This is a genomic window from Rhizobium sp. ZK1, from assembly GCF_047782645.1.
In the GTDB taxonomy this organism is placed as follows: Bacteria; Pseudomonadota; Alphaproteobacteria; order Rhizobiales; family Rhizobiaceae; genus Rhizobium.
The window spans coordinates 2,011,728-2,033,654 of sequence record NZ_CP180586.1 but is presented as its reverse complement, the minus strand read 5'-3'; the positions used below and the strand labels follow the sequence as shown (position 1 = coordinate 2,033,654).

22 protein-coding genes are annotated in these 21,927 nt (G+C 62.3%); 14 read left to right on the top strand and 8 right to left on the bottom strand.

All coding sequences use genetic code 11. From position 1 onward, the window contains the following. Positions 1 to 10: 10 nt before the first annotated feature. Together ACK9YZ_RS10425 and ACK9YZ_RS10420 are read right to left on the bottom strand one after the other, a co-directional pair. Positions 11 to 1,831, bottom strand: a complete 1,821-nt coding sequence (locus tag ACK9YZ_RS10425; RefSeq protein WP_416066721.1) for a heavy metal translocating P-type ATPase — start codon at positions 1,829 to 1,831, stop codon at positions 11 to 13. Positions 1,832 to 2,118: 287 nt separating this feature from the next. Further along, complete coding sequence (locus tag ACK9YZ_RS10420) at positions 2,119 to 2,529, bottom strand: hypothetical protein (RefSeq protein ID WP_416066521.1); 411 nt, start codon at positions 2,527 to 2,529, stop codon at positions 2,119 to 2,121. Between the two features lie 224 nt (positions 2,530 to 2,753). Here ACK9YZ_RS10420 and ACK9YZ_RS10415 point away from each other — a divergent pair, with 224 nt between their 5' ends. Both ACK9YZ_RS10415 and ACK9YZ_RS10410 read left to right on the top strand, forming a co-directional pair. After that, positions 2,754 to 4,514, top strand: a complete 1,761-nt coding sequence (locus ACK9YZ_RS10415; RefSeq protein WP_416066520.1) for an adenylate/guanylate cyclase domain-containing protein — start codon at positions 2,754 to 2,756, stop codon at positions 4,512 to 4,514. Positions 4,515 to 4,933: 419 nt separating this feature from the next. Beyond that, positions 4,934 to 7,318, top strand: coding sequence for an arylsulfatase (locus ACK9YZ_RS10410; RefSeq protein WP_416066519.1), 2,385 nt, complete (start codon positions 4,934 to 4,936; stop codon positions 7,316 to 7,318). Between the two features lie 50 nt (positions 7,319 to 7,368). Here ACK9YZ_RS10410 and ACK9YZ_RS10405 read toward each other — a convergent pair whose 3' ends face one another. Further along, complete coding sequence (locus ACK9YZ_RS10405; protein ID WP_416066518.1) at positions 7,369 to 7,941, bottom strand: TetR/AcrR family transcriptional regulator; 573 nt, start codon at positions 7,939 to 7,941, stop codon at positions 7,369 to 7,371. A gap of 157 nt (positions 7,942 to 8,098) precedes the next feature. Between ACK9YZ_RS10405 and ACK9YZ_RS10400 the strand changes: the two genes are divergently transcribed. Continuing rightward, on the top strand, positions 8,099 to 8,674 hold the full coding sequence (locus tag ACK9YZ_RS10400) for a DUF308 domain-containing protein (RefSeq protein ID WP_416066517.1): 576 nt from the start codon (positions 8,099 to 8,101) through the stop codon (positions 8,672 to 8,674). Positions 8,675 to 8,900: 226 nt separating this feature from the next. Beyond that, complete coding sequence (locus ACK9YZ_RS10395) at positions 8,901 to 10,064, top strand: M20 aminoacylase family protein (RefSeq protein ID WP_416066516.1); 1,164 nt, start codon at positions 8,901 to 8,903, stop codon at positions 10,062 to 10,064. A 109-nt stretch (positions 10,065 to 10,173) separates the two neighbouring features. Here the strand turns inward: ACK9YZ_RS10395 and ACK9YZ_RS10390 are convergent, their stop codons facing one another. Genes ACK9YZ_RS10390 through ACK9YZ_RS10380 form a run of 3 tightly spaced genes read right to left on the bottom strand, consistent with a single transcriptional unit; the run spans position 10,174 to position 12,094 of the window. After that, a complete protein-coding gene (locus ACK9YZ_RS10390; protein ID WP_416066515.1) occupies positions 10,174 to 10,488 on the bottom strand; it encodes a hypothetical protein in 315 nt (104 codons plus the stop codon). 14 nt (positions 10,489 to 10,502) lie between these two features. Beyond that, positions 10,503 to 11,162, bottom strand: coding sequence for a L,D-transpeptidase (locus ACK9YZ_RS10385; RefSeq protein WP_216758501.1), 660 nt, complete (start codon positions 11,160 to 11,162; stop codon positions 10,503 to 10,505). Then, positions 11,159 to 12,094: a glycine betaine ABC transporter substrate-binding protein gene (locus ACK9YZ_RS10380; RefSeq protein ID WP_416066720.1), complete on the bottom strand. Its 936-nt coding sequence runs from the start codon at positions 12,092 to 12,094 to the stop codon at positions 11,159 to 11,161. The genes ACK9YZ_RS10385 and ACK9YZ_RS10380 overlap by 4 nt, the downstream gene beginning before the upstream one ends. A 292-nt stretch (positions 12,095 to 12,386) precedes the next feature. Here ACK9YZ_RS10380 and ACK9YZ_RS10375 point away from each other — a divergent pair, with 292 nt between their 5' ends. The 7 genes from ACK9YZ_RS10375 (at position 12,387) to ACK9YZ_RS10345 (ending at position 17,930) form a co-directional block, all read left to right on the top strand. Continuing rightward, a complete protein-coding gene (locus ACK9YZ_RS10375) occupies positions 12,387 to 13,172 on the top strand; it encodes a YdcF family protein (RefSeq protein ID WP_416066514.1) in 786 nt (261 codons plus the stop codon). A gap of 137 nt (positions 13,173 to 13,309) precedes the next feature. Then, positions 13,310 to 14,107, top strand: coding sequence for a glycosyltransferase family 25 protein (locus ACK9YZ_RS10370; RefSeq protein WP_416066513.1), 798 nt, complete (start codon positions 13,310 to 13,312; stop codon positions 14,105 to 14,107). Between the two features lie 366 nt (positions 14,108 to 14,473). After that, positions 14,474 to 14,953, top strand: coding sequence for a GNAT family N-acetyltransferase (locus ACK9YZ_RS10365; RefSeq protein ID WP_416066512.1), 480 nt, complete (start codon positions 14,474 to 14,476; stop codon positions 14,951 to 14,953). 210 nt (positions 14,954 to 15,163) lie between these two features. Then, positions 15,164 to 16,351: an arabinose transporter gene (locus ACK9YZ_RS10360; RefSeq protein WP_416066511.1), complete on the top strand. Its 1,188-nt coding sequence runs from the start codon at positions 15,164 to 15,166 to the stop codon at positions 16,349 to 16,351. A gap of 180 nt (positions 16,352 to 16,531) precedes the next feature. Further along, the gene (locus ACK9YZ_RS10355) at positions 16,532 to 17,086 is read left to right on the top strand and encodes an alpha/beta fold hydrolase (protein ID WP_416066510.1); all 555 of its coding nucleotides are present in this window, start codon (positions 16,532 to 16,534) and stop codon (positions 17,084 to 17,086) included. Positions 17,087 to 17,183: 97 nt separating this feature from the next. Then, positions 17,184 to 17,501 (top strand): hypothetical protein, encoded by a 318-nt coding sequence (locus ACK9YZ_RS10350; protein ID WP_416066509.1) that lies wholly within the window; start codon positions 17,184 to 17,186, stop codon positions 17,499 to 17,501. A gap of 141 nt (positions 17,502 to 17,642) precedes the next feature. Beyond that, complete coding sequence (locus ACK9YZ_RS10345) at positions 17,643 to 17,930, top strand: hypothetical protein (protein WP_416066508.1); 288 nt, start codon at positions 17,643 to 17,645, stop codon at positions 17,928 to 17,930. Between the two features lie 104 nt (positions 17,931 to 18,034). Here ACK9YZ_RS10345 and ACK9YZ_RS10340 read toward each other — a convergent pair whose 3' ends face one another. Then, a complete protein-coding gene (locus ACK9YZ_RS10340) occupies positions 18,035 to 18,247 on the bottom strand; it encodes a cold-shock protein (RefSeq protein WP_007818490.1) in 213 nt (70 codons plus the stop codon). A 674-nt stretch (positions 18,248 to 18,921) separates the two neighbouring features. On the opposite strand from ACK9YZ_RS10340, the gene ACK9YZ_RS10335 reads away from it, so the two are divergent. Further along, positions 18,922 to 19,530 (top strand): J domain-containing protein, encoded by a 609-nt coding sequence (locus ACK9YZ_RS10335; protein WP_416066719.1) that lies wholly within the window; start codon positions 18,922 to 18,924, stop codon positions 19,528 to 19,530. A gap of 83 nt (positions 19,531 to 19,613) precedes the next feature. On the opposite strand, the gene ACK9YZ_RS10330 is transcribed toward ACK9YZ_RS10335, so the two are convergent. After that, positions 19,614 to 20,261: a pyridoxamine 5'-phosphate oxidase family protein gene (locus ACK9YZ_RS10330; RefSeq protein ID WP_416066507.1), complete on the bottom strand. Its 648-nt coding sequence runs from the start codon at positions 20,259 to 20,261 to the stop codon at positions 19,614 to 19,616. Between the two features lie 386 nt (positions 20,262 to 20,647). Here ACK9YZ_RS10330 and ACK9YZ_RS10325 point away from each other — a divergent pair, with 386 nt between their 5' ends. After that, positions 20,648 to 20,974 carry a hypothetical protein gene (locus tag ACK9YZ_RS10325; protein ID WP_416066506.1) on the top strand — a complete coding sequence of 109 codons (327 nt, stop codon included), beginning with the start codon at positions 20,648 to 20,650 and terminating at the stop codon, positions 20,972 to 20,974. Positions 20,975 to 21,460: 486 nt separating this feature from the next. Further along, a complete protein-coding gene (locus tag ACK9YZ_RS10320) occupies positions 21,461 to 21,751 on the top strand; it encodes a GIY-YIG nuclease family protein (RefSeq protein WP_416066718.1) in 291 nt (96 codons plus the stop codon). Positions 21,752 to 21,927 lie beyond the last annotated feature (176 nt).

Here is a 21,927-nt window from a genome sequence, read left to right as displayed (position 1 = left end):
GGCTCGTTGCCTAGCGCAGCGCCCGCAGCGCATTCAGGATCACGGCCACATCGATCACTTCCTGCAGCATGGCGCCCGTGACCGGCGGCAGGAAGCCGGCGCCGGCGAAGATCATGGCGACGAGCGAGAGACCGATGCCGGCGAAAATGCTCTGGACGGCGATGGCGCGGGAGCGTCTTGCTATTTCGATGGCCGAAGCGATCCTGTTCAGATCGTTGCGGATCAGGACGATGTCGGCGGCTTCGGCTGCTGCCGCAAGATTGGTGGCGCCGACGGCAATGCCGACATCGGCGGCTGCGAGTGCGGGAGCATCGTTGACGCCGTCGCCGACCATCAGAACCTTTCCCCCCATGCGTTTACCGGCCATGCGTTCCCTGGTGATGACCTCGACCTTCTCGGCGGGAGAGAGCCGGGCCTCGACGGCATCCAGCGACAGGGAGCCGGCAATGGCGGTCGCGACGCTGCGCTCGTCGCCGGTCGCAAGCACGATCCGGCCGAAACTCAGTTTGCGAAGCTTGTTGACGAGGTCGACGGCATCGCCGCGCAGGCGATCCTCGAAGCCGATTTCACCTGCAATCCGGCCATCGATGAAGACCTTTGCCTGCATCCTGCCTTTCCCCTCTCCGGGGCGCGAGGGCCTGCCATCCGGCGTGAAGTAATTGTCGCCGCCGACGCTTACCCTGATACCGTCGACAAGCCCGGAAATGCCGGCGCCGGGACGCTCCGATACGTCAGTCGGGCGTGACAGCACCAGCCGACGTCTCTGGGCCTCCTTGACGATCGCCCGGCCGACGACATGCGACGATGCCTGGTCGAGCGAGGCGGCGAGGTGCAAGACTCTGTCAGGGCTTTCAGCGCCGTCGATCGAGACGACCTCGGGATCGCCAGCGGTCAGCGTGCCGGTCTTGTCGAAGACCGCGACAGAGGCGTCCGCCAGGATCTCCAGCGGACCTGCACCCTTCACCAGCACGCCCGCTTTTGCAGCCTTCGAGGTTCCGGCCGCTAGCGCCACGGGAACGGCGAGGATCAGCGGGCAGGGGGTTGCGACGACGAGAACGGCGACGATCCGCGCCATATCACCGGACAGGATGGTGGCGCCGAGCGCGATTGCCAGCGTCAGAAGAAGAAAGCCGATCGAATACCGATCGGCGAGCCGCGCTATCCGCGCCTTGGAACGCCGGGATGCCTCGACCAGTTTGACGATGGCGGAATAGGTGCTGTCCTCGGCACGGCGTTCCACCCTGATCTCGATCGCGTCCCCGGCATTGGTGGCGCCGCTTTCGATCCGCTCGCCGCTCGAGAGGCGAGCCGGGAAGGCTTCGCCCGTCAGGACGGATTGATCGATCGATGCATTGTCCGATATCAGCGTGCCGTCCGCCGGGATGACATCGCCCCTGCGGATCATCAGGATATCGCCGACCGCAATGTCGGGAATGGGGACTTCCTCCAGGCCGTCTTCGCGCAGGCGAAGTGCGGTTCGCGGCACCTGTGCCAGGAGGGCCGACATGCCTTCGTCGGCACGCCGATGCGCATAGGCTTCCAGAAACTGGCCGCCGGCATACATGAGGGCAACGATCGCTCCGGCCAGATATTCGCCGAACCAGAGAGTCGAGCCCATGGCGAGGGCGGCGATCAGGTCGAGACCGAAATCACCGTTTCTGAGCTTGGCAACGATGTCGATCAGCAGGAAGGCAAGGGCGGCAGCGGTGCTTGCCGCAAGGGCCAGCCGGCTTGCTTCACCGAAGTCCAGCAGGAAGAGGACGAAGGCGCCCACCAGACCCAGCACCGCTGCCGCCGCCATGATCGTCGACCGCAGGCCGATGCCTGGCATCCATGCGCGCAATTCGCCGAAACCGCGAATTGGAGGCTCAACCTTCGGCTCTTCCAGAACACTCATGGCCGCACGCCTCCCATTTTCCATTCGGGTGCGCAAGCGCCGACGTTCGAACTCGTCGCCCGGCGCCCGTTATGCGTGCGGGAATTTGGCACAGTCACTGGATTTCTCCTAGAGCTCTTCGAAGCCGGGCCGGCTCTTCAGGAGCGGGGTAGGGTGTTCTGGTGCTTCGGTTCACTGACGCGCGGCGGTGAACTCTCGGCAGATCCGCATTGTTTCGAGATCTACGCCAGACGCTCGGCGAGAGCGAACAATTCGTCGGCATTCGGACAGAAGGCTTGTATTCGCTCCGGCGCATTGCCGTCGGCGAGCGCCTGGCGGCAAGCCCTTTTCGCATTGCATTGCGCGCAGGTCGCTTGAAAGTCGTTCATCAGGTAGGGGAAGTCAGCCTCGACCTTCAAAGTTTCGATGCCGAGGGCGGCCATCAGCCTCTCCATTTCAACGGATGCCTTCGGGCCGGCTGCAACCAGCCTTTCCAACTGGCTTGTCGTCAGACGGAGTTCGTCGGCGACACGCTGGCGTTCTTCCGGCGGTAATGCCCATAATTCGCTCCGACGGCGGTGCCTTTCCGTCAGGGTGTGAAATCCGCTGATGATGCTGGCGGAGCATTGCTGTAGCGATGAAGCGATCGTCATGTCTGTACCTCCAAATGGAGATATCGTCGCACCATCTCTGCCGTCGTCATTGCTCCAGGTCAAATTCCCCTGACATGCCGAATTCCCCTGACATGCGGGCCGACGACGACCGGCGCATCGCCCGCCTGCCTCCGCCTCGCCAGCATCGCCAATCGCAAAACATCCAGCCCCGCGAATGTGCTACATTGCTCATCACGTGCTTCTGTTGCGAGGAGGGATCGAGAATGCAGCGCAAGCTGGCCACGATCATGGTCGGGGATTTCGTTGGCTCCACTTCCGCGATGGAAACGGACGAGGAAGGGGCGATCAGCCGGATCGACTCTGTTCTCGAGACCGTTCGGACGGTCGTCCAACGTCATGACGGCCGTGTCTTCGGCGCGGCCGGCGATGCCCTGCTTGCCGAATTCGCCAGCCCTGTCAATGCGCTGAGGTCCGCGATCGAGGCGCGCGCCGAGATCGCGGCCCTTCCCGGATCGAGCGGCGGCGACATGCGGTTCGGCCTGCATCTCGCCGATGTCGTCGTCGTGGGCTCGGACCTGCGCGGCGACGGGGTGAATATCGCCGCGCGCATCGAGGCGTCGGCGCCGCCTGGCGCAATCGAGGTTTCAGGCCTGCTTTACGACCAGGTCCGGCGGGTCTCGCCTTGTGGATTCGAAGATATCGGCGAACGGCGGCTGAAGGGAATTCTCGAGCCGATCCGGATTTACCGGGTCACCGAACTGGTGGACCGTCACGTCTTTCAGTTCGCCCCGACGCGATCCGCCCCCGGTGCCGCGCAATCTCCCCGAACCAATTCGATCGCAGTGGCGCGGTTCGACGTGGCGCCGGGTGCCGTCGCAGATCAATGTTTCCTGGCGGAAGGCATTACCGACGACCTGACGCTCGAACTCAGCCGCCTGAGGGGGCTGTTCGTCAGTTCGCGCTCGGCGGCGACCGCGCTGACGACGAAGGACCCGGTCGAGATCGGCCGCCTTCTCGGTGTCGGCTACGTCATCAGCGGCTCGATCCGGCAGGTGGGCGACGACCTGAGGGTCAATATCGCGCTGACCGAGACCTGCGAGGGGCTCGTCATCTGGTCGGATCGCATCAAGCGTCCGTTTGGCGAATTGCTCGATGTGCTGGACGAGATCATCGCGCGTGTTGCAGCAACGGTGTCCGGACGGATCGAGCAGTCGGAACTTGCTGCCGTCCGGCTGAAGCGCCCGGAGAATATGACGGCCTATGAGTATTATCTGCGCGGTCTCGACCATCACCGCCTGATCGGCGTGTCGGATATTCACATACACGAAGCCATGGCCTGGTTCGAACGGGCGATGGCGGCCGATCCCGGTTTCGGTCGCCCCTTCGCCATGCATGTCTGCTCATGGAGCAATCTGCCAAGCTTTGACATGAGTAGGGCCGAACAGCAGGTGGCACATGCGCTCGCCCTCGACCCGTCCGACCCGGAAGCCCATCGCATCATGGGCGCGATCAAGATGAAATCGGGCGACTTCGTTTCGGCGCGTTACCATCACATTCGTGCCCACGAACTCGCACCGAACGACGCCTATATTCTCGGTCGCAGCGCGGCCTTCTATGTTTATGCGGGGGAGGCTGAGCATGCCCTCGACATGCTCGATCGTGCGGAAACGCTCGATCCCTTCCTGCCGGTCTGGATCACCGAAGAGCGGGTGGCGGCCCTCTACGCGCTCGGCCGTTTCGAAGACATGATGCGCGTCGCCCTGACGCTGCCCTTCCAGACCAGGCGCAAGTCGCTCTACCAGATTGCTGCAAGCATGGCCCGCGGCGATGCTGGAAGGGCTGAACTCCTGGTTCGCCAAGCCCTTTCCCTCGATCCGAGCCTGTCGGCGGTCTACATCCGGATGCAGGAAACCTATGCGGACGAGTCCGTCACGGAAACCCTTGTTGTGCGCAATTGCGATGCCGGCCTGCCGTTGACGCCGCGCAAGGCCGCAGCCCGGAAGAAATCACTCTCGCTGAGATGATGATCCGGCCAGGGCATCGGCTCGACTGCCAGGGGTGTCTTCAAGAGATTTGTTGCGGGCACTGGCCGCGAATATTCGATGCTCGACTGACGCTCTCTCCAGTGTTAATTTAGGCATGTCTAATACGACGGCTATTCGGTTGCGTGAGGGGGGAGCTGCCGAGATGACGATCGTTCGCAGTCTGCCTGCATGTACGGGTCTTATCGCCATCGGCTCAGCGCCGGCATCGGCTCGGCCGATCTGCCGCGGAAGGCAGCTTCCTCGGCCTGATTTCCTATTTCACCTCGACATCGCTCAGCTCGCCGACGCGCGCTGCGCGGATCGCGGAATGCAATCATCATTCGGTCGGCTTCGGCATCGCGGGTGACATCGCGATCGTCTGCGATTCCACCAGCGCGGCAAAACCAGGGGGAACCAAAATGAAGCTATTGCTTGCGGTAACATCGAGCCTTCTGACCCTTGCGGTCTCCTACGCGAACGCGCAACAGATCACCGGCACACCGGGTGCGCCGGATGCCACGACGACCCTCGACGGGCGATATCTTCCCAATCCGCCGGCGCCGTTTGGCGGCGAGATCGGCCTGAGCGCAAGAGATTCCAAACCGTATTGGCCGCCGCAGGTGGTGCCCCCGAAGGGCGCACCGAATATCCTGCTGATCATCACCGATGACGCAGGCTACGGTGTGGCGGGCACGTTTGGAGGCGTCATTCCCACGCCCGCTCTCGACCGCGTGGCGCAGGCGGGTCTGCGTTACACGCAGTTTCACTCGACCGCACTCTGTTCGCCGACGCGGGCGGCGCTGATCACCGGGCGCAATCATCACTCGGTTGGCTACGGCGTGGTTTCCGAGCAGGCGACCGGCTATCCGGGATACGATTCCATCATCGGCATCGACAACGCCACGGTTGCCGAAATCCTGAAGCAGAACGGCTACGCCACGTCCTGGTTCGGCAAGGAACACAATACGCCGACCTTCCAGTACAGCTCGGCCGGCCCGTTCGATCAGTGGCCCTCCGGCATGGGATTCGATTATTTCTATGGTTTCATGGGCGGCGACACCAACCAGTGGCAGCCCTATCTGTTCGAGGATCACACCCAGATCTTTCCCTGGGTCGGCAACCCCAAATACAATCTGATTACCGACGAGGCCGACAAGGCGATCGATCACATCCGGCAGCTCGATGCGGCTGCGCCGGACAAGCCGTTCTTCGTCTATTACGCGCCGGGCGCAACGCACGCGCCGCATCACCCGACCCCGGAATGGATCGACAAGTTCAAGGGCAAGTTCGACATGGGCTGGAACGCCATGCGCGACCAGATCTTTGCCAACCAGAAGCGCCTCGGGGTCATTCCGCAGAACGCGCAGCTGACGGCATGGCCGGACGACCTGCCGAAATGGGATTCGCTGGATGCCGACAGCAAGAGGCTGTTTGCGCGCCAGGCCGAAGTCTTCGCCGCTTACGTCGCCTATTCAGACAACGAGATCGGCCGTGTCATTCAAGCGGTCGACGACCTCGGCAAACTCGACAACACGCTCGTCATCTATATCGAAGGCGACAACGGAACGAGTGCCGAGGGGTCCACTCTCGGCACGCCCAGCGAGCTCCTATCCATCCAGGGCATCAACGTTCCGGTCGCGGACCAGCTCAAGTTCTATGATGCATGGGGATCGGACAGGACCTATCCCCACATGTCCGTCGCCTGGTCCTGGGCGTTCGATACGCCCTTCAAATGGACCAAGCAGGTCGCCTCGCATTTCGGCGGCACGCGTCAGGGCATGGCCATGGCATGGCCGGCCCGCATCAAGGATGCGGGCGGCATCCGCACCCAGTTCCATCACGTGATCGACATCGTCCCGACCATACTCGAGGCGACGCGGATCCCGGCACCCGCGATGGTCAATGGTGTGGCGCAGAAGCCGATCGAAGGCGTCAGCATGGCCTATAGCTGGGATAAGGCGAATGCCAACGCTCCCTCGACGCGCCACACTCAGTATTTCGAGATGTTCGGCAACCGCGCCATCTACCATGACGGCTGGATCGCCTCGACGACGCCGCCGGCCGCACCGTGGCTATTGGGCCTCGGCAAGATGCCTGACGTCGTGAACGGTTACAAATGGGAGCTGTACAATCTCGGCGACGATTACTCGCAGGCCAACGACCTGGCGGCGAGCAACCCGGGCAAGCTGCGCGAAATGCAGGACATGTTCCTCATGGAGGCAGCCAAGTACAACGTCTTCCCGTTGGACAACGACCTGCTGGTTCGTACCATGACACCGCGGCCGAGCACTACTGCGGGCCGGACGACATTCACCTATACCGGCGCTATCGCTGGCCTGCCGACCGGCAATGCGCCAAGCATCGTCAACAAATCGTACACGATCACTGCCGATATCGAGATCCCGAAATCGGGCGCGGATGGGATGCTGGTCACCGAAGGGGGACGGTTCGGCGGGTACGGACTGTATGTACTGAAGGACAAGCCGGTATTCGTCTACAACCTGCTTGGACTGGACCGTTTCCGCTGGGAGGGCCCCGATGCGCTCAAGCCCGGCAAGCACACGATCGTCTTTGATTTCAAGTCTGACGGACCCGGCATGGGCAAGGGCGGAACCGGCGTGCTGACCGTGGACGGGAACCAGGTCGCCACGCGGCAGGTGCCGCACACCATTCCCTTCCTGATGCCGTGGGACGAGACCTTCGACGTCGGCAGCGATACGCGCACCCCGGTTGAAGACAAGGACTATCAGGCGCCGTTCGCCTTTACCGGGACGATCGATAAGCTGACGGTACAATTGAACTGATGCGGATACGAGCTGCCAGGACAGCCGCCGCTTCTATGCCTTGAGTGCTTCTACGCCTTGAGTCTGGCGATCTGCGGGCCGACGATCGCGGCAAACAGGCTGGGCTGGCCGAGCGCGCGGGCGGACAGCATGGCGCCGTGAACTGACGCCATCAGGATCTGGGCTTCCTCTTCGGGGGATCCATTCAGGCGGAAGAGCTTCTGCTCCGCGCCGGCTTTCAGCACCGATGCCAGCCAGGCGGCCAGGTTCTCGAAATGCCGTCGCACATGCGACGCCACAGTGTCTGGCAGCATCTGCATTTCGCAGGCGAGCATGGCGCAGACGCAGAAAGGCTCTGACGCATCGAGAATGCATTTCTGCCAGTAGTTCAGATAGGCCTGCAGCTGCTCGGCAGGACCGGGGACGTGTTCGCGCAGCGAGTTAAGCCCGGATTCGGCGCGCTGCGTATAGCGATCGACCAGCACCTGCACCAGTTCGGCCTTGGTGGGGAAATGGTGGTGGATGCTCGCCTTGCGGATGCCGATTGCATCGGAAATATCGGCATAGCTGAAGCCGTTATAGCCTCCCGCCACGACGAGAGACTGCGCCACGTCCAGTATTCTTTCCGAGGTCGTCTGTTCCATGCTGCTGGCCTACCTGTTGGTAGGGAGGCTGTCAAGTCCGGGTGCCGAGGGCTCGCTCACGAGCATGTGTTCCGCCCTGCGGGGGAAGGCGCGTTTGAACAGTTGACTCTCCAAGTTTGTCTACCTACTAGTAGGAAGACACAACAAGGAGCTTGTCATGCAGAACCAATCTTCCCCGCAATCGAGCTGGTTGCGGTCCTATTATTTCGTCCGTGCGCTGTTCTCGATCGGCTGGATCATTGCTGCCGTTCTGTCGGCCACGGTGTCCGGCAGCCAATCGGCGCTCGCCTCGGTGCTGCTCGTCATCTATCCGGCCTGGGATGCGGTGGCGAACCTCGTGGATGCCCGCTCGAATGGTGGCCTGAAGGCGAACCCGGCCCAGACGTTCAACGTCGCCGTTAGCACCATCACCACGTTCGCCGTCATCATTGCCGTCCTCAACAGCACCTATGCCGTTCTCGCGGTCTTTGGCATCTGGGCGATCTTCTCCGGCCTGCTGCAGCTTTCGGCGGCGGTGCGGCGCTGGCGCGTCTACGGCGCGCAATGGGTGATGATCCTCAGCGGCGCGCAATCGACGCTCGCCGGCGGCTTCATGATCGGCAAGTCATTCGCAACCACGCCGCCCAGCATTCTCGACATTGCGCCCTATGCGGGATTCGGCGCGTTCTATTTCCTGCTGTCGGCCGTGTGGATGACGGTTGCGGCCTATCGGAAAGCGGCTGTGCAGGGGTGAAAGGGGCGCAGTCCGGCGCCATGCAGGAACATTCCCCAACGAAGGGGATGGCACAGGTGCCCAAGGCAAACTCGGAATTTGAGGAGATGCCGGCCAGAGCGGAGATTTCGGATCTCACAGCCTATTCCCCCGTTGGCAAATCGGCGCCGCAGCGGCTAGTCTCGCGCCACCCACCTTCGGCCGTCGGGCGCCTTCGTCCGGCCAGCCACATCACGAGGATACCATTATGAGCACCATCGAAGCCGTCGCCGAGGAGGCCAAGGGCTGGCGCCGTCATATCCACCAGAATCCGGAGCTGCTCTTCGACCTGCCGGAAACGGCGGCTTTCGTGGCGGGCAAGCTTGCCGAGTTCGGCTGCGATGACATCACGACAGGGCTTGCAAAGACCGGTGTCGTTGCCGTCATCGAGGGCAAGAAAGGCCCCGGCAAGACGATAGCGCTTCGCTGCGACATGGATGCGCTGCCGATGTCGGAGCAGACCAATCTTCCCTATGCCTCCAGAAATGCCAACCGCATGCATGCCTGCGGCCATGACGGACACACCGCCATGCTGCTTGCCACCGCCAGGTGCCTTGTCGAAGACAGGGATTTTTCCGGCAAGGTCGTGCTGATCTTCCAGCCGGCGGAGGAGGGCGGCGGCGGCGCGCGGGTGATGATCGAGGAGGGGCTGCTCGAGCGTTTCGGCATCGACGAGGTCTATGGCATGCATAACGAGCCGGGCCTTGAGATCGGCTCCTTTGCCACGCGCGCGGGCCCCTTCATGGCGGGTGCCGACCGTTTCGTCATCACGATCAACGGCAAGGGCGGGCATGCGGCCTCGCCGAACCTGACGCGCGATCCGCTTCTCGTCAGCGCCCATATGGTCACGGCGCTGCAATCGATCGCCTCGCGCTTCACCGATCCCTTCGACCCGGTCGTCGTCTCCGTCACTTTCTCGGAAGCCGGCAACGACAAGGCGCTGAACGTCATTCCCGCCTCCGTGCGCATCGGCGGCACGATCCGCACCATGCAGACGGAAACGCGGAAGGCCGTCGAGCAGCGGTTCCGCGAGATCGTGCATGGCACTGCGAAGCTTTTCGAGACGGAAGCCGAGATCGATTGGCGGCCGGGTTATCCGGTCACGGTCAACGATGCCGGCAGGACGTCGGCGATCGTTGCGGCGGCTGCAAAGGTTGCCGGCGAGGGGCGGGTGGACGCGGCTTACGAGCCGTCGATGGGTGCGGAGGATTTCTCCTACATGCTGGAAAAGCGGCCCGGCGCGATGATCCTGATCGGCAATGGGGACAGCGCGGGTCTGCACCATCCGGCCTATGATTTCAACGACAAGGCGATTGCGCATGGGGTGCGATACTGGCTGTCGCTGGTCGGGCAGGAGCTTGGAGGACGGTAGGGGATTGCGGCTGGTTCGGTCCTGATGAAAGACGCCGCCCCAAACCCCTCCCCATGCGAGGAGGGTTGGGGAAAGAGGGAGTGCCACACGGGCGAGCAGACTGCAGCATTCACGCAGCCTGAACGCTCTTCACCACGCCGGTCCTGTCGATGACGCAGGCAAACTTGCGGCCGGAGGCATCGAGATCGACGCTGAAGCCGCCGGCTTCGACCGGGCGCGAACCTATCGGCAGGATTTTCGCCCTGTCGAGGCCGGCCTGTTTGGCGGCGGCATCGGCGCAGAGCAGCTGCAGGTCGGCGGGGGCGGTCTCGACCGCCGTGCGCGACATCTGGTCGGGCGGCGGGGCCGACTGGCAGGCCGCGAGTGCCGCCATCGAGCAAAGGAGCAAGGCCGGAAGCGGCCGGCTCTTCAAGGACATGTGCATATCTTTCCCCCGTTTCAGACGCCCTTATAGAGGGCCGCGCCCTGCATCAGGACGATGACCTTCGCGCCGACCTTTATGCGCGAGTGCAGGTCGATGATGTCGTCGTTGTTCATGCGAATGCAGCCCGAGGACACGTCGAGGCCGATCGACCAGGATTCCGGCGTGCCATGGATGCGGTAGATGGTGTCCGCATCGCCGGCATAGAGATAGAGCGCGCGGGCGCCGAGCGGGTTGTCGGGGCCGCCGGGCTGTCCGGCCGCCCATTTGGCGGCATTCGGGTCGCGGGCCACCATCTCGGCGGGCGGTGTCCAGGTCGGCCATTCGGCCGTGCGCCCCACGCGCACGATGCCGGCCCAGCCGAAACCTTCGCGCCCGACCCCGATACCGTAGCGGATCGCCTGGCCGCCAGGCTGCACCAGATAGAGGAAATGCTGGTTGCCGTCGATGATGATCGTGCCCGGCTCTTCCGCCGTGCGGAAGGTCACGACCTGCCGGCGGAAGGCATCCGGAACCTGCTTGTTGCGGGCGAAATATTTACGCGCCGTGTTCTTGTCGTAATCGACCCACTTCCTGGTCTTCGGATCGTAGATCTGCGTGCCGGCCGCAAGTGCGACATAGGCGGCGAGGGTAAGCGCCAGCGTGGCCAGCGCAGCTTTCTGCAAGGTCCGGCTCATGGCTTTGCCCACCCCTTAACGCGGGCGGCATTCTCGGCCACCCATTTTTCCGCATAGTCTGCCGGCGGCTGGCGCTCCACCTGCAGCGCGTAGGTCATCATGGTCACTTCCTCGGGCGTCAGGTCGACCTTCTCCAGAAAGGCGGCGACGTCAGCATGTTTCTGACCGAAGGAGGCCGACCAGCCGATGTGGAATTCGGAGGGCGGCCAGGCGGAATCCGCCTTCGAATGCTCGATCCAGAGGGGATCGCTGCCGGGCGCGATCTTCCATTGTGCGGGATCGTAGGCCGGCTCCTTCAGCCGCGTCACCTTGTGCAGTTCGAAGACATTGTGCGGCGCGTAACAGGCAAAGACCATCGGCCGGCTGGTGGCGACGGCCGCATCGACGGCGGCCATGCCGACATCCTCTTCCGTCTCCACGAGGGCCAGATTTTTGGCGTAGCCGTAGCTCAAGGCGCGGATGCGCTCGATGCTCGCCGAGGTCCAGGTGGCAGCGCCGATCCAGAGCTCGCCGCGGCCATCGCCATCGGTGTCGAGCAGTGCGCCTTTTTGCGGGTCGGACAGGTCCTTGATGCTTTTGATGCCGGCCTTTTCCGCGTCTTCGGTGGCGCAGAGGCCCTGCCAGGCGGGAACGGCGCGTTTTGCCAGCACCACCGCCTTCTTCTCATCGACATATTTTTCGATCGCCGCATCGAGGTTCGGCCGCCAGACCTCCGGATGGATATCGAGTTCGCCGGTTTCGAGCGCGGCGAAGGCATTGAGTTCTCCCATTTCGCGCAGATCGACCTCAAGGCCGAATGTCTTGCCGATCGCGACCTTCAGGATATTGGCGGTTGCCTGGCCGGACGGCCAGTTCGGCACGGCGATGACAAGATCGGCGGCCTGGACGCCATGTGCGGCGCCCGACAGGATAAAGGTCATCGCGGCAAGCATGGCCGCGGCATGAAGCCGATGTCGCTGCGGATTCTCTTCCTGACGATGTCTCACAGAAACTCCTCCCGCTCCCCAGCTGGTTGAAGTCCTAAGCACATCACGCGCATGGCGGGGAAGTACGTTACCGTAAACTCCGGCGTAAATTCGTAGGGCGAGGTGGAATGGGAGTGTGCTGGCTGGCGCTTCGCCGTGGCACACCCTCCGCTACTCGCGTCTCGCCCCAAGTTGCGACTTGCCCCGAATCCGCGAATAAGGTTTCGTGGCCTCCTTGCAGCAGGATCCCGGTACGCCCATGTTTTTCTTCGCCAAGATTTTCTGGATCGTTTCCCAGCCGGTGACGATCTGCTTCCTTCTGATGGCGCTCAGCGTGCTCCTGATGCTCTTCTCCTTCCGCCGGCTCGCCATCGCCGCCGGGCTCGTGTCGCTCGCGCTCTTTTTCGTGAGCTTCTACACCACATCGGGCGCGCTGATCGTGCAGGAGCTCGAAGACCGCTTTCCGCGGCCGGCTGCACCCGCCGATGCCGCCTGCGTCATCGTGCTCGGCGGCGGCATCCCGACGCAGGTCGACGGCGCGCGCGGCGGATACGATCTCGATGACGGCGGCGATCGGTATATCGAGACGGTGCGGCTTGCCGGCCTCTATCCGAATGCGAAGATCATCATGTCCGGCGGCGATGGCAGCCTCGAAGGTGTAGCCATGACGGAGTCGGATGTCATCCGCCGGATGTTCAATGATTTCCATATCGATCCAAACAGGGTCGAATATGACGCGGAATCGCGCGATACCTATGAAAACGCCATCAATACCAGGGCGATCCTGCAGCGGCTGAACCTCACCCATTGCCTGCTCGTGACCTCGGGTTTCCATATGCCGCGGGCCGTGGCGATCTTTCGCAATCTCGGCATGGACGTCACTCCCTGGGTCGCCGATTATCGCACGACCGGGAAGGAGGGCCTGAAGGTGACGGTCGCCTATCCGCTCATCAATGCCGGTCTTCTGAGCACCGGCGTGCGGGAATGGATCGGCATCGTCGCCTATTATTTCGCCGGCCGTGTTGCGACGCTTTATCCGCAGTGAGTCTGCGGGCTCAGAGAATCGCTGAAAAACTCGTGCCGCCCGCCGGCGGTCCGCTTTTGCTCGGATCGGAACATAGCTATATGTCTGCGCTGACATAGCAGGCGTTCGGTGCAGGCGTTCGGCGCCGGGGAGTTCGATTGAGAATATTGATCATCAGCCGCAAGGCGGAAGAGGTGCGGCGGAGCTTCCAGATCCGCCAGATGGCGGCACTCGGCCTGTCCTTTGAGTTTCTCGACGCGTTCGAAGCCACCGATCTCACGGCCGAGGAATGCCAGACGGCAGCCAGCAACTGGCCGAGCCCGACGCGGCGGCAGGATATTGCCTGCTTCCTGTCGCACCGCAAGGCCTGGCAGGCGGTGATCGCGCATGGCGCGAAGATGCTCATCCTTGAAGACGATGCGGTGCTGTCTGACGATATCGCCGCCGTCCTCGCCACTATCGAAGCCCGCAACGATGCCTGGAACAGCGTCTACGACCTCGAATTCGCCCCGCGCCGTCATATCCTCAATCGCAGGCCCGCCTGGCAGGACACGGCCGGTCGTTTCGGCGCGAGCCGCGTCTATCAGAACCGTGTGGGGCTCGCAGGCTATATCATCGGCCCCGAGGCGGCGCGGCGGATGCTTGCGGAAACCACAAGCTATTCCTTGATCGATGCGCATTTCTGGCACCGCTCATGGCTTGCCGCCTACCAGATCGAGCCGGCACCGGTCATCCAGCAGCGGTTTCTGGAGGATGAGGCCGAGAGCGCCGACTTCGTGCGCCCGGAAAAGGATCTGGTCTTCCTGCCGCTCAGCAAGGTGCGCAAGGTCGCGCGCCGGCTGGAGCTCGAGAGCATCAAGGCGAGAAACCTCGTTGTCGGCCTGTTCCTGGGGCAGAAAAGGAATGTTCGCGTCGATCGCTCCAGGTTCAAGGCGGGGGCGGTGAAGTCGGCGTAGCTGGGCTGCTGCTGGTGCAGGTCATATGTGGCGGTAAGGGTGCGTCCTTCTCTTCCCTCATTCCTGTGCTTGTCACAGGAATCCAGCCGGCTTGCGTCTGCAAGCCGAAAGGACTCTCTTCGTTAAGAGTTGGTGACGGCAATCCAACAAAGAGGTTCTCTGAAGTCTAAAGAGTCTCGCGCCGCGTGGACACGCGGCTGCTGGATTCCTGTGACAAGCACAGGAATGAGGGAGAAAGGTTGTGCGCTGACGCCGCTCATTGCCTGATACGGGCGGCCTTTCAGGTCTGGATATTGAGCTTGTTGACAAGCTGCGGCAGCCATATTCACCTGCAGTTGTCTGATGTTGATGAGGTGTCCTAGCGTGATGTCTGAAGTTTCCGTCAATATCGAACCTGCGCTGCAGCACGAAGTCTCGGTGCTTCTGTCGCAGTCGGATTCTGTAGCCGCAGCGCTCTATCCGGGTGAGTATCGTCGGCCGATCACCGCGGAGTCGCTGGCAAAACCGGGATCGCATGTCCTCATCGCGCGTCTCGCTGACAGGGCGGTCGGACTTTGCGTGCTGTTTGAGCGAGGTGACGGCACCACGGAGCTTAAGCGCATGATCGTGGATGCCGGTGTGCGGGGTGCTGGTATCGGTGTGGCACTGCTTCGGCGAGCGGAAGCTCAGGCCCTGACGCTCGGAGCACAGACCATGCTGCTCGAAGTTGGAATACACAATATCGAAGCACAACAACTGTATCGCCGCGGCGGGTATAAGCCATGCGAGCCTTTTGCACCTTATACGGCGACACCCATAAGCCTTTTCATGAGGCGGGAGCTGGTAGAGGCCGTATCAGGACGATAGTGGAGTATCGCCGTCTAACATGGGAGAGGGACGAAACGGGTAGTGTGGCGGTACAGCTATCATTGACACCCGGCCCTATATCCCGTATCTCCCCAGTCATGCCAGTCCTCTGGCCGTAAGCGTTTGACGTCAAGCAACGCACTTATCGATCCTCGCCGGTCGGAGTGCGTTTTTTTGTGCCCGTCGACGAGGAACAGCCAGGAGGTTTTCATGGCTTTCCGTCTTACCGGTGATCGCGAGCAGGTGCGGCTTTACCTGCTGACCGCGATCCTCTTCATCTCCTATCTCTGCGTTGCGATCGCCCTTCCTGTCGTGCCCGTGTTCGTGACCGGTACGCTCGGCCTCGGCAATGGCTGGGCGGGCCTTGGCGTCGGCATTGCCTTTCTCGCCACCATTCTCACCCGCGGTTATGCCGGCGGGCTTGCCGATGGCCGGGGCGCCAGGCTCGCGGTGCAGCGCGGCCTGCTTTTCTATGCGGCAGGCGCGCTGATCTCGCTCGCTTCCGGGCTCTCGCTGCAGGCGCCGGCTGCGGCTTTCGCCATTCTCGTTGCCGGGCGGCTTTCAATCGGGCTCGGCGAAAGCCTCGTCGCCGTCGGCGTCATCGCCTGGGGCATCGGGCTCGTCGGGCCGGGGCGCTCCGGCCGGGTGCTGGCGCTCATCGGCGCGGCGATCTACGGCGCGCTTGGACTTGGCGGGCCTCTTGGACTGCTGTTGCTCGATAACATCGGCTTTGTCGGCACGATGGCTGTCAGCGCCGTGCTGCCTCTGCTGGGGCTCGCCGCAATCCGCAGCGTGCCCGCCGTTGCTGCCCATCCGGGCAAGGAGCGCCCGCCGCTTGCCGCCGTCATCGGCCGCATCTGGGTGCACGGGCTGATCGTCTGCCTGCAGGGCATGGGCTTTGCCGCGATCGGCTCCTTCTTCACCCTCTATTTCCGCGATCTCGGTTGGGATCATGCCGGTCTGGGGCTCACCGCCTTCGGCAGCGGCTTCGTGCTGGTGCGCATCCTCTTCGGCCACCTGCCGGATCGCTATGGCGGGCTTTCGGTCGCCGTCGTGTCGCTCGCGGTGGAGGCTATCGGCCAGTTGCTGATCTGGAGTGCCGCCGATCCCACCGTCGCGCTCATCGGCGCCTTCATGACCGGCCTCGGCTGCTCGATGATCTTTCCCGCCATGGGGCGTGAAGTCGTGCATCTCGTGGCACCGCATCTGCGCGGCACGGCGCTTGGGGGATTCTCGGCTTTCCAGGATCTGGCTTACGGGCTGACCGGGCCGCTGGCGGGCGTGCTGGCGGACCGGGCAGGATATGGGAGCGTGTTTCTGGTCGGCGGGGCGACCGCGGTTTGCGGGTTCATCGTTGCCATGATGCTGCGGCGAGGGAAGGTGGTTGCTGCGGGGTGACAGAGCCTTCCTGCCCATGGAGGTGAGGACGCATCCCCACCTCCATCATCTCCCTGCTTGTCACCGTTGTCGGCATCCTCTGATAATATCGAGGCGCGTTGCTGGCCAGACGGTGAGAGCCGATCTTGCCCAGCTGCCGTAACGACCCATCTCCTGACGGTCACAACCGGGAACACTTCCATGCCAAGACAGATCCTCTTCATCCAGGGCGCCGGCGAAACGACCCACGACCAGTGGGACAACAAGCTTGTCGACAGTCTCGCCCGCGAACTCGGCGAGGCCTGGACCATCCGCTACCCCCGCATGCCCGATGAAGCGGACCCGCATTATCAGGCGTGGAAAGCCGCTTTGCTGAAGGAGTTCGAAACCCTCGAAGACGGCGCGATCCTGATCGGCCATTCGTTCGGCGGCACGGTGCTTCTCCACACGCTTGCCGAAGCGTGGCCGGCATTCGAGCCCGGCGCCGTCATCCTCATCGCGCCGCCCTTCATGGGCGAAGGCGGATGGGAGAGCGATGAGATCGCCGGGCACGACGACTTTTCCGAAAGCCTGCCGGAAGGGTTGCCCGTGCTCATCTATCACGGCAGCGATGATGACACCGTGCCCTTTGCCCATATCGAGGCTTATGCCAGGGCCATCCCGGATGCCGTCCTCTGCTCGCTGCCGGGGCGCGATCACCAGCTCGACAACGATCTCGCCGACATCGCCAAGGATATACGCGCGCTGGCCGTATAGGCCGGCAGACCCGCCCATTCCATCACCCAACCGTCGGCATCGCATCCTCCTGCATCCTCATCCGCGAGGAGCGCATCCATCAGGAGGTCATTGGCCGATGAACATATTCAGCCTGCGGTTCGATTTCGACGAACTCGTCATCCCCATCCTCGGCCGGAACGACAATGGCCTGCTGCTCTATGGCTCGGCCGAGCTCTCGGGCGATCATGAGGGGTTCAGCGTCGAGGCCATCTATCTTGCCCAGGGCACCATGCTGCGCCCGGCCGGCAATGCCGAATCCGGGCGGCCGGCGCCCTTTGCCGACGAACTCTTCCGCCGCATCGCCGATGTCATCGGGAACGACAAGACGGTTCTCGGCTGCCATGCGGCGATGGAATGGGCCGATCTCGTGGAGCGCCACGGCGAGGCGGCCTGACGTCGTGCGCCAGTGCCAAGGCTCCTGAAAAAGTCTCGGCGATATGGATCGTGATCGAAGATAGGAATAATTTCCTTGATTGTTGTCGGCATAGGCGGGTACAACCTTATGACGGCAGCGATACCAGAAAGGGAGTTTTGTATGCAGGCCTGCCCGCTCCAACGGAGCGACGATACGGAGCTCGTCCTGCTCTGCAGCGAGCTGCACGAAGCGGCAATGTTTGCGGAACTGCGGCTGAAAGCGATGCCCGACTATGCCGATACCGTGGAGGAAGCGGCTGCCATCGAGGCGATCCTGCAGCCGGGTGAGGTGATTGCCGACCAGATGCTGTGTCTGCAGGCCGCGACATCGGGTGGGGTCGAGGCCCGACTGCGTGCGACGCTCTGGAAGCGGGGCGAATATATCGGAACCTATCTGGGTGAAGGATGAATGAGGCCATCCCCGCACTGCCTTTGCTGACGGCGGCAATCCCCAAAACAAAAACGGCGCCCCTTGCGGAGCGCCGTCGCCTGCTTAAAGCAGTACAAGTCAGATCAGAAGGCCTGGATGTTGACGGCCTTCGGGCCTTTGCCCATGCGATCCGGCTCGGTGTCGAAAGAAACCTGCTGGCCTTCGCGGAGCGACTGGATGCCGGAAGCCTGGAGAGCGGAGATATGGACGAAAACGTCCTTGGCGCCGCCTTCCGGCGTGATGAAACCAAAACCCTTGTCCTGGTTGAAGAATTTTACGGTGCCCTTGGTGGCCATAGGGATAGTCCTTTTTCCCATGTCTGGTTAGTTTATCCGCACCCCCGGCGGTGGGGAGGCGGACGGCTTTAGCTTTCGCGTATCGGCCCTGGAAGCCGGACGCGAAGGGTCAGTCGAGACGTCACGTACGGGGAAAGAACATCTACGCGCATGGGTGTCACCCATGCCGCCAGACCGGAATTGGCGCTCCGGCAAGGCATTACCACTTCAGTCCAGTCACCGGCATGCGAAATGCCCGAGTGTCGCAGTTCGTGCCAGCATTTCGGGCAAAAAGCAAGCGGCAATATTGTGGCATGGTTTTTTGAGTTGCGGGAAACGGTGACGATTCAAGTGGTTGGCAGAGTGTTAGTATATGCTGATGCGCGTGTATCGTTGTGGGACGCGACCGGATTTGCAACCTGAGGGTGGCCGGCTGCCAACTTCCGGATGACAGGCTTTCCAAGCCAGTGCATTTTACGGTGAGCCGCAATGCACAAGACCGAGGATGAGCAGCGGAAATCGAACAGGTTAACCCTTCCCCTGTGGGAAAATCCGCCGCGTTCCACAATTTCGTCCCGAGCGGCCGCAATTATGGCAGGGTGTTTCGGGGCTTGATGCGGTGGCCGCCTGCGGTTAGGTCTCGGAGGGACGAAGCAGTGAATGAAGGAAGTGCCGGCGTGATCGACCCCTATGCCATGCTCGGACTGGAGCGAGACGCCACCGGCGAGGCGATCAGGCTTGCCTGGCGCAAGGCCGCCAAGGGTGCGCATCCGGATGCCGGCGGCGATACCGATCATTTCAACCGGCTGCAGATCGCCTATGAACTGCTGCAGGATCCGGTGCGCCGGCGCGTCTACGACGATACCGGCTACGATCCGCAGCTTGCCGACCCCAAGGACCTCGAAGGCGTGCTGATGCTGGAATCGCTCGTCAACGAGGTAATCCTCGACGAGCGCGAACCCGGCAGCTTCGACCCCGTCGCTGCCATGCGCCGCAAACTCTCCGACGATATCGTCAAGAGCCGCTTCCATATCCTCGAGCTCGAACGCCACCGCGCCCGCGTTCGCAAACACATAGACCGTCTCGGCCGGCGGCCGGAAACCGACGTGCTCGGCTCCATGATGCGTGCCCGCAGCGAAGCCATCGCCGACGCCATCCGCAAGACGGAAAAGCAGATCGCGACGATCGAGCACACCTATACGATGCTCGAAGGGTATTCGTATGAGGTCGAAGCTCCGGTGCCACTGGAAGAGCTTGACACGGTGGATCTGGTGGAGCCGCAGCGGGGGGAGGCTGCGGAATAGGGGGGCGCCGACTTCTCCTGATCGAGGCCAGAGAACACCGGGTCGTGCGCCTCACCGCCGCATTTTCTTGACCCGACAATCCCTCAGTAAAGCGTCCTCTTGTATGCATCCTCGAGATCGGCATCCATTCTGCGCTGCTCATCCTTATTGTCAGGCGCGCCCGATGTTTCGTCCAGAATGATCTTCACGAGCGAGGGCATTTCCGTGCGATCCTGGTGATGCTCAGGGTTCCACAGGTGAGAGCGCCGGAATGCCTTGGCGCAATGCATGAAGACCTCGTCCACCGTGACCACGATTGCGAGTTTGGGACGGCGATCGTTGACGCTCATGCTCTCCAGAAGATCGGGATCCCTCGTCAGAACGGCGCGACCATTCACGCGCAACGTGTCGTCGAAACCCGGGATCATGAACAGCAGCCCGACGCTCGGATTGGCGAGAATATTCACCAATGTATCGAGACGGTTGTTGCCGGGCCGGTCCGGTATCGCCAGCGTGCGCTCATCGAGAATCTTGACGAAGCCGAGAGGGTCGCCACGCGGGCTGACATCGGCCTTGCCATCGGGGTTCTGCGTGCCGATGCACAGAAATGGTGAGCGCCGGATAAACTCCTGCGCGTGCATGCCGAGGGTACCCCGACACTTCTGTATCGCCAGGGTATGCGTCGCCTCGAACAGGCTTCGCAGAGATTGCTCATCCGCTATGGCAAATTCCGGATTGAACGTGAACGCCATCGTTATATTCCCCCCTCGAGATTGAAATGATGTACGTACATCAGATTTGATATCGCAAATTGTCGTTGCAATCAAGTTGGATCGACCGTGCGAAGGGGCCGTTCGCGCCGGGTGGCCGGAGCATGAACGGGTCTTCCCAAGAAAAAAGCCCGGTGGGGTTTCCGGGCTTGAGATCAGGTGAGGGCGTGGCGGCTCGTTTCCGCCCCACCTCCTTACGCGGTCTCTCCTCCGACGCGTGCAATCCCGGCAATATAACTTGATTGAAGTCTGCCGCACAGCTCGCGCAAGAATTGAGCGGGGGAAAACCTATGGAAATTGGCTGGGAACAATCAACATCATCAGCGGTTCCCCAAGTGTCGATCATTGATCTATCCAGGAGAATACCAATGCGTATGAAAATTATCGCAGCCTCGCTGCTCGCCCTCGGCATGGCCACATCCGCCTTCGCCCAATCCAACCCGGCCCCGACCGGCACCACGATGGACAAGAGCACCGTCGATTCCGGCGGCGGCGCGGGCGTCAAGGCCAAGAAGCCGACGGCGACGGACAAGACCACGACCGGCAGCACGAGGATGGGCAACATGAAGATGGATAAGCCCGACTGCCCCGACCACGCCAGCAGCAGCGGCACCGGCCCCGGCAAGTTGCAGACCCAGGGCGGCACCAGCAACGCCACCCCGATGGACGAAGCCTGCGCGGCGCACAATAACTGATCGCGGTGTGGGGTGAGAGGATGCCCGGTCATCGTGAGGTGGCCGGGCATTTTGCGTGCGGGCAGGTCTGCAGCGGGCTCGGCGGATGAGTAAGCGCGGGCGCTTCCCTATCGTCCCTCATTCCCTCCTCGTGCCGGCACGAGGGATGTCACAGGAATCCAGCAGCCGCGTGTCCACGCGGCGGCTGTTTTCTAAGAGTCTTCTCGGCTTGCAGACGCAAGCCGACTGGATTCCTGTGACAAGCACAGGAATGACGGGAGAGAGGAGGGAGCGTCGGTGCCACAAGAGAGCTTTGTGCAGGAGGGCAGGTCTTGGTGGAACGCACGCGGCACAGCTCCATGTAGTGCCTGGAGCGCTGATGGAGAGGGAGGCGGGCACACCCTCTCCTCCGTCATTCCTGTGCTTGTCACAGGAATCCAGCCGGCTTGCGTCTGCAAGCCGAAAAGACTCTTGAAAAACAATGCCGAAATACGCCACTCTTCAACCATGAAGGGTTACGTCTACATCCTCGCGTCAAAGAGAAACGGCACGCTCTATACTGGCGTGACGAGCGATCTTCCAGGTCGTCTGTACGAGCATCAGAACGAGCTGACGCCGGGCTTCACCTCGCGATATGGCGTCAAGACGCTCGTCTGGTTCGAGGAATACGATCTCATGACTGCGGCGATCACGCGGGAGAAGACGATCAAGAAATGGCCGCGGCAATGGAAGCTTAATCTAATCGAGGAGAACAACCCGGAATGGGAGGACATTTCCTGGCACCTGATGGGACTCTGATTGTTGCAAGCGTGAGAGTCTTTTCGGCTTGCAGACGCAAGCCGGCTGGATTCCTGTGACAGGCACAGGAATGACGGAGGTTAGGGTGGTGTTGCCCCACCATCTCTCGACGCCGTGTTGATCCCGTACCCCTTCACAAACCACTCAGCCCCCATGGCAACCCACGAATATCCAGC

What these genes read in the sequence shown, in the direction of transcription:
- ACK9YZ_RS10425 (WP_416066721.1), bottom strand. Translation starts at nt 1,831, where the DNA reads ATGCCAGGCATCGGCCTGCGGTCGACGATCATGGCGGCGGCAGCGGTG.
- ACK9YZ_RS10420 (WP_416066521.1), bottom strand. Translation starts at nt 2,529, where the DNA reads ATGACGATCGCTTCATCGCTACAGCAATGCTCCGCCAGCATCATCAGC.
- ACK9YZ_RS10415 (WP_416066520.1), top strand. Translation starts at nt 2,754, where the DNA reads ATGCAGCGCAAGCTGGCCACGATCATGGTCGGGGATTTCGTTGGCTCC.
- ACK9YZ_RS10410 (WP_416066519.1), top strand. Translation starts at nt 4,934, where the DNA reads ATGAAGCTATTGCTTGCGGTAACATCGAGCCTTCTGACCCTTGCGGTC.
- ACK9YZ_RS10405 (WP_416066518.1), bottom strand. Translation starts at nt 7,941, where the DNA reads ATGGAACAGACGACCTCGGAAAGAATACTGGACGTGGCGCAGTCTCTC.
- ACK9YZ_RS10400 (WP_416066517.1), top strand. Translation starts at nt 8,099, where the DNA reads ATGCAGAACCAATCTTCCCCGCAATCGAGCTGGTTGCGGTCCTATTAT.
- ACK9YZ_RS10395 (WP_416066516.1), top strand. Translation starts at nt 8,901, where the DNA reads ATGAGCACCATCGAAGCCGTCGCCGAGGAGGCCAAGGGCTGGCGCCGT.
- ACK9YZ_RS10390 (WP_416066515.1), bottom strand. Translation starts at nt 10,488, where the DNA reads ATGCACATGTCCTTGAAGAGCCGGCCGCTTCCGGCCTTGCTCCTTTGC.
- ACK9YZ_RS10385 (WP_216758501.1), bottom strand. Translation starts at nt 11,162, where the DNA reads ATGAGCCGGACCTTGCAGAAAGCTGCGCTGGCCACGCTGGCGCTTACC.
- ACK9YZ_RS10380 (WP_416066720.1), bottom strand. Translation starts at nt 12,094, where the DNA reads ATGCTTGCCGCGATGACCTTTATCCTGTCGGGCGCCGCACATGGCGTC.
- ACK9YZ_RS10375 (WP_416066514.1), top strand. Translation starts at nt 12,387, where the DNA reads ATGTTTTTCTTCGCCAAGATTTTCTGGATCGTTTCCCAGCCGGTGACG.
- ACK9YZ_RS10365 (WP_416066512.1), top strand. Translation starts at nt 14,474, where the DNA reads ATGTCTGAAGTTTCCGTCAATATCGAACCTGCGCTGCAGCACGAAGTC.
- ACK9YZ_RS10360 (WP_416066511.1), top strand. Translation starts at nt 15,164, where the DNA reads ATGGCTTTCCGTCTTACCGGTGATCGCGAGCAGGTGCGGCTTTACCTG.
- ACK9YZ_RS10355 (WP_416066510.1), top strand. Translation starts at nt 16,532, where the DNA reads ATGCCAAGACAGATCCTCTTCATCCAGGGCGCCGGCGAAACGACCCAC.
- ACK9YZ_RS10350 (WP_416066509.1), top strand. Translation starts at nt 17,184, where the DNA reads ATGAACATATTCAGCCTGCGGTTCGATTTCGACGAACTCGTCATCCCC.
- ACK9YZ_RS10345 (WP_416066508.1), top strand. Translation starts at nt 17,643, where the DNA reads ATGCAGGCCTGCCCGCTCCAACGGAGCGACGATACGGAGCTCGTCCTG.
- ACK9YZ_RS10340 (WP_007818490.1), bottom strand. Translation starts at nt 18,247, where the DNA reads ATGGCCACCAAGGGCACCGTAAAATTCTTCAACCAGGACAAGGGTTTT.
- ACK9YZ_RS10335 (WP_416066719.1), top strand. Translation starts at nt 18,922, where the DNA reads ATGCTCGGACTGGAGCGAGACGCCACCGGCGAGGCGATCAGGCTTGCC.
- ACK9YZ_RS10330 (WP_416066507.1), bottom strand. Translation starts at nt 20,261, where the DNA reads ATGGCGTTCACGTTCAATCCGGAATTTGCCATAGCGGATGAGCAATCT.
- ACK9YZ_RS10325 (WP_416066506.1), top strand. Translation starts at nt 20,648, where the DNA reads ATGCGTATGAAAATTATCGCAGCCTCGCTGCTCGCCCTCGGCATGGCC.
- ACK9YZ_RS10320 (WP_416066718.1), top strand. Translation starts at nt 21,461, where the DNA reads ATGAAGGGTTACGTCTACATCCTCGCGTCAAAGAGAAACGGCACGCTC.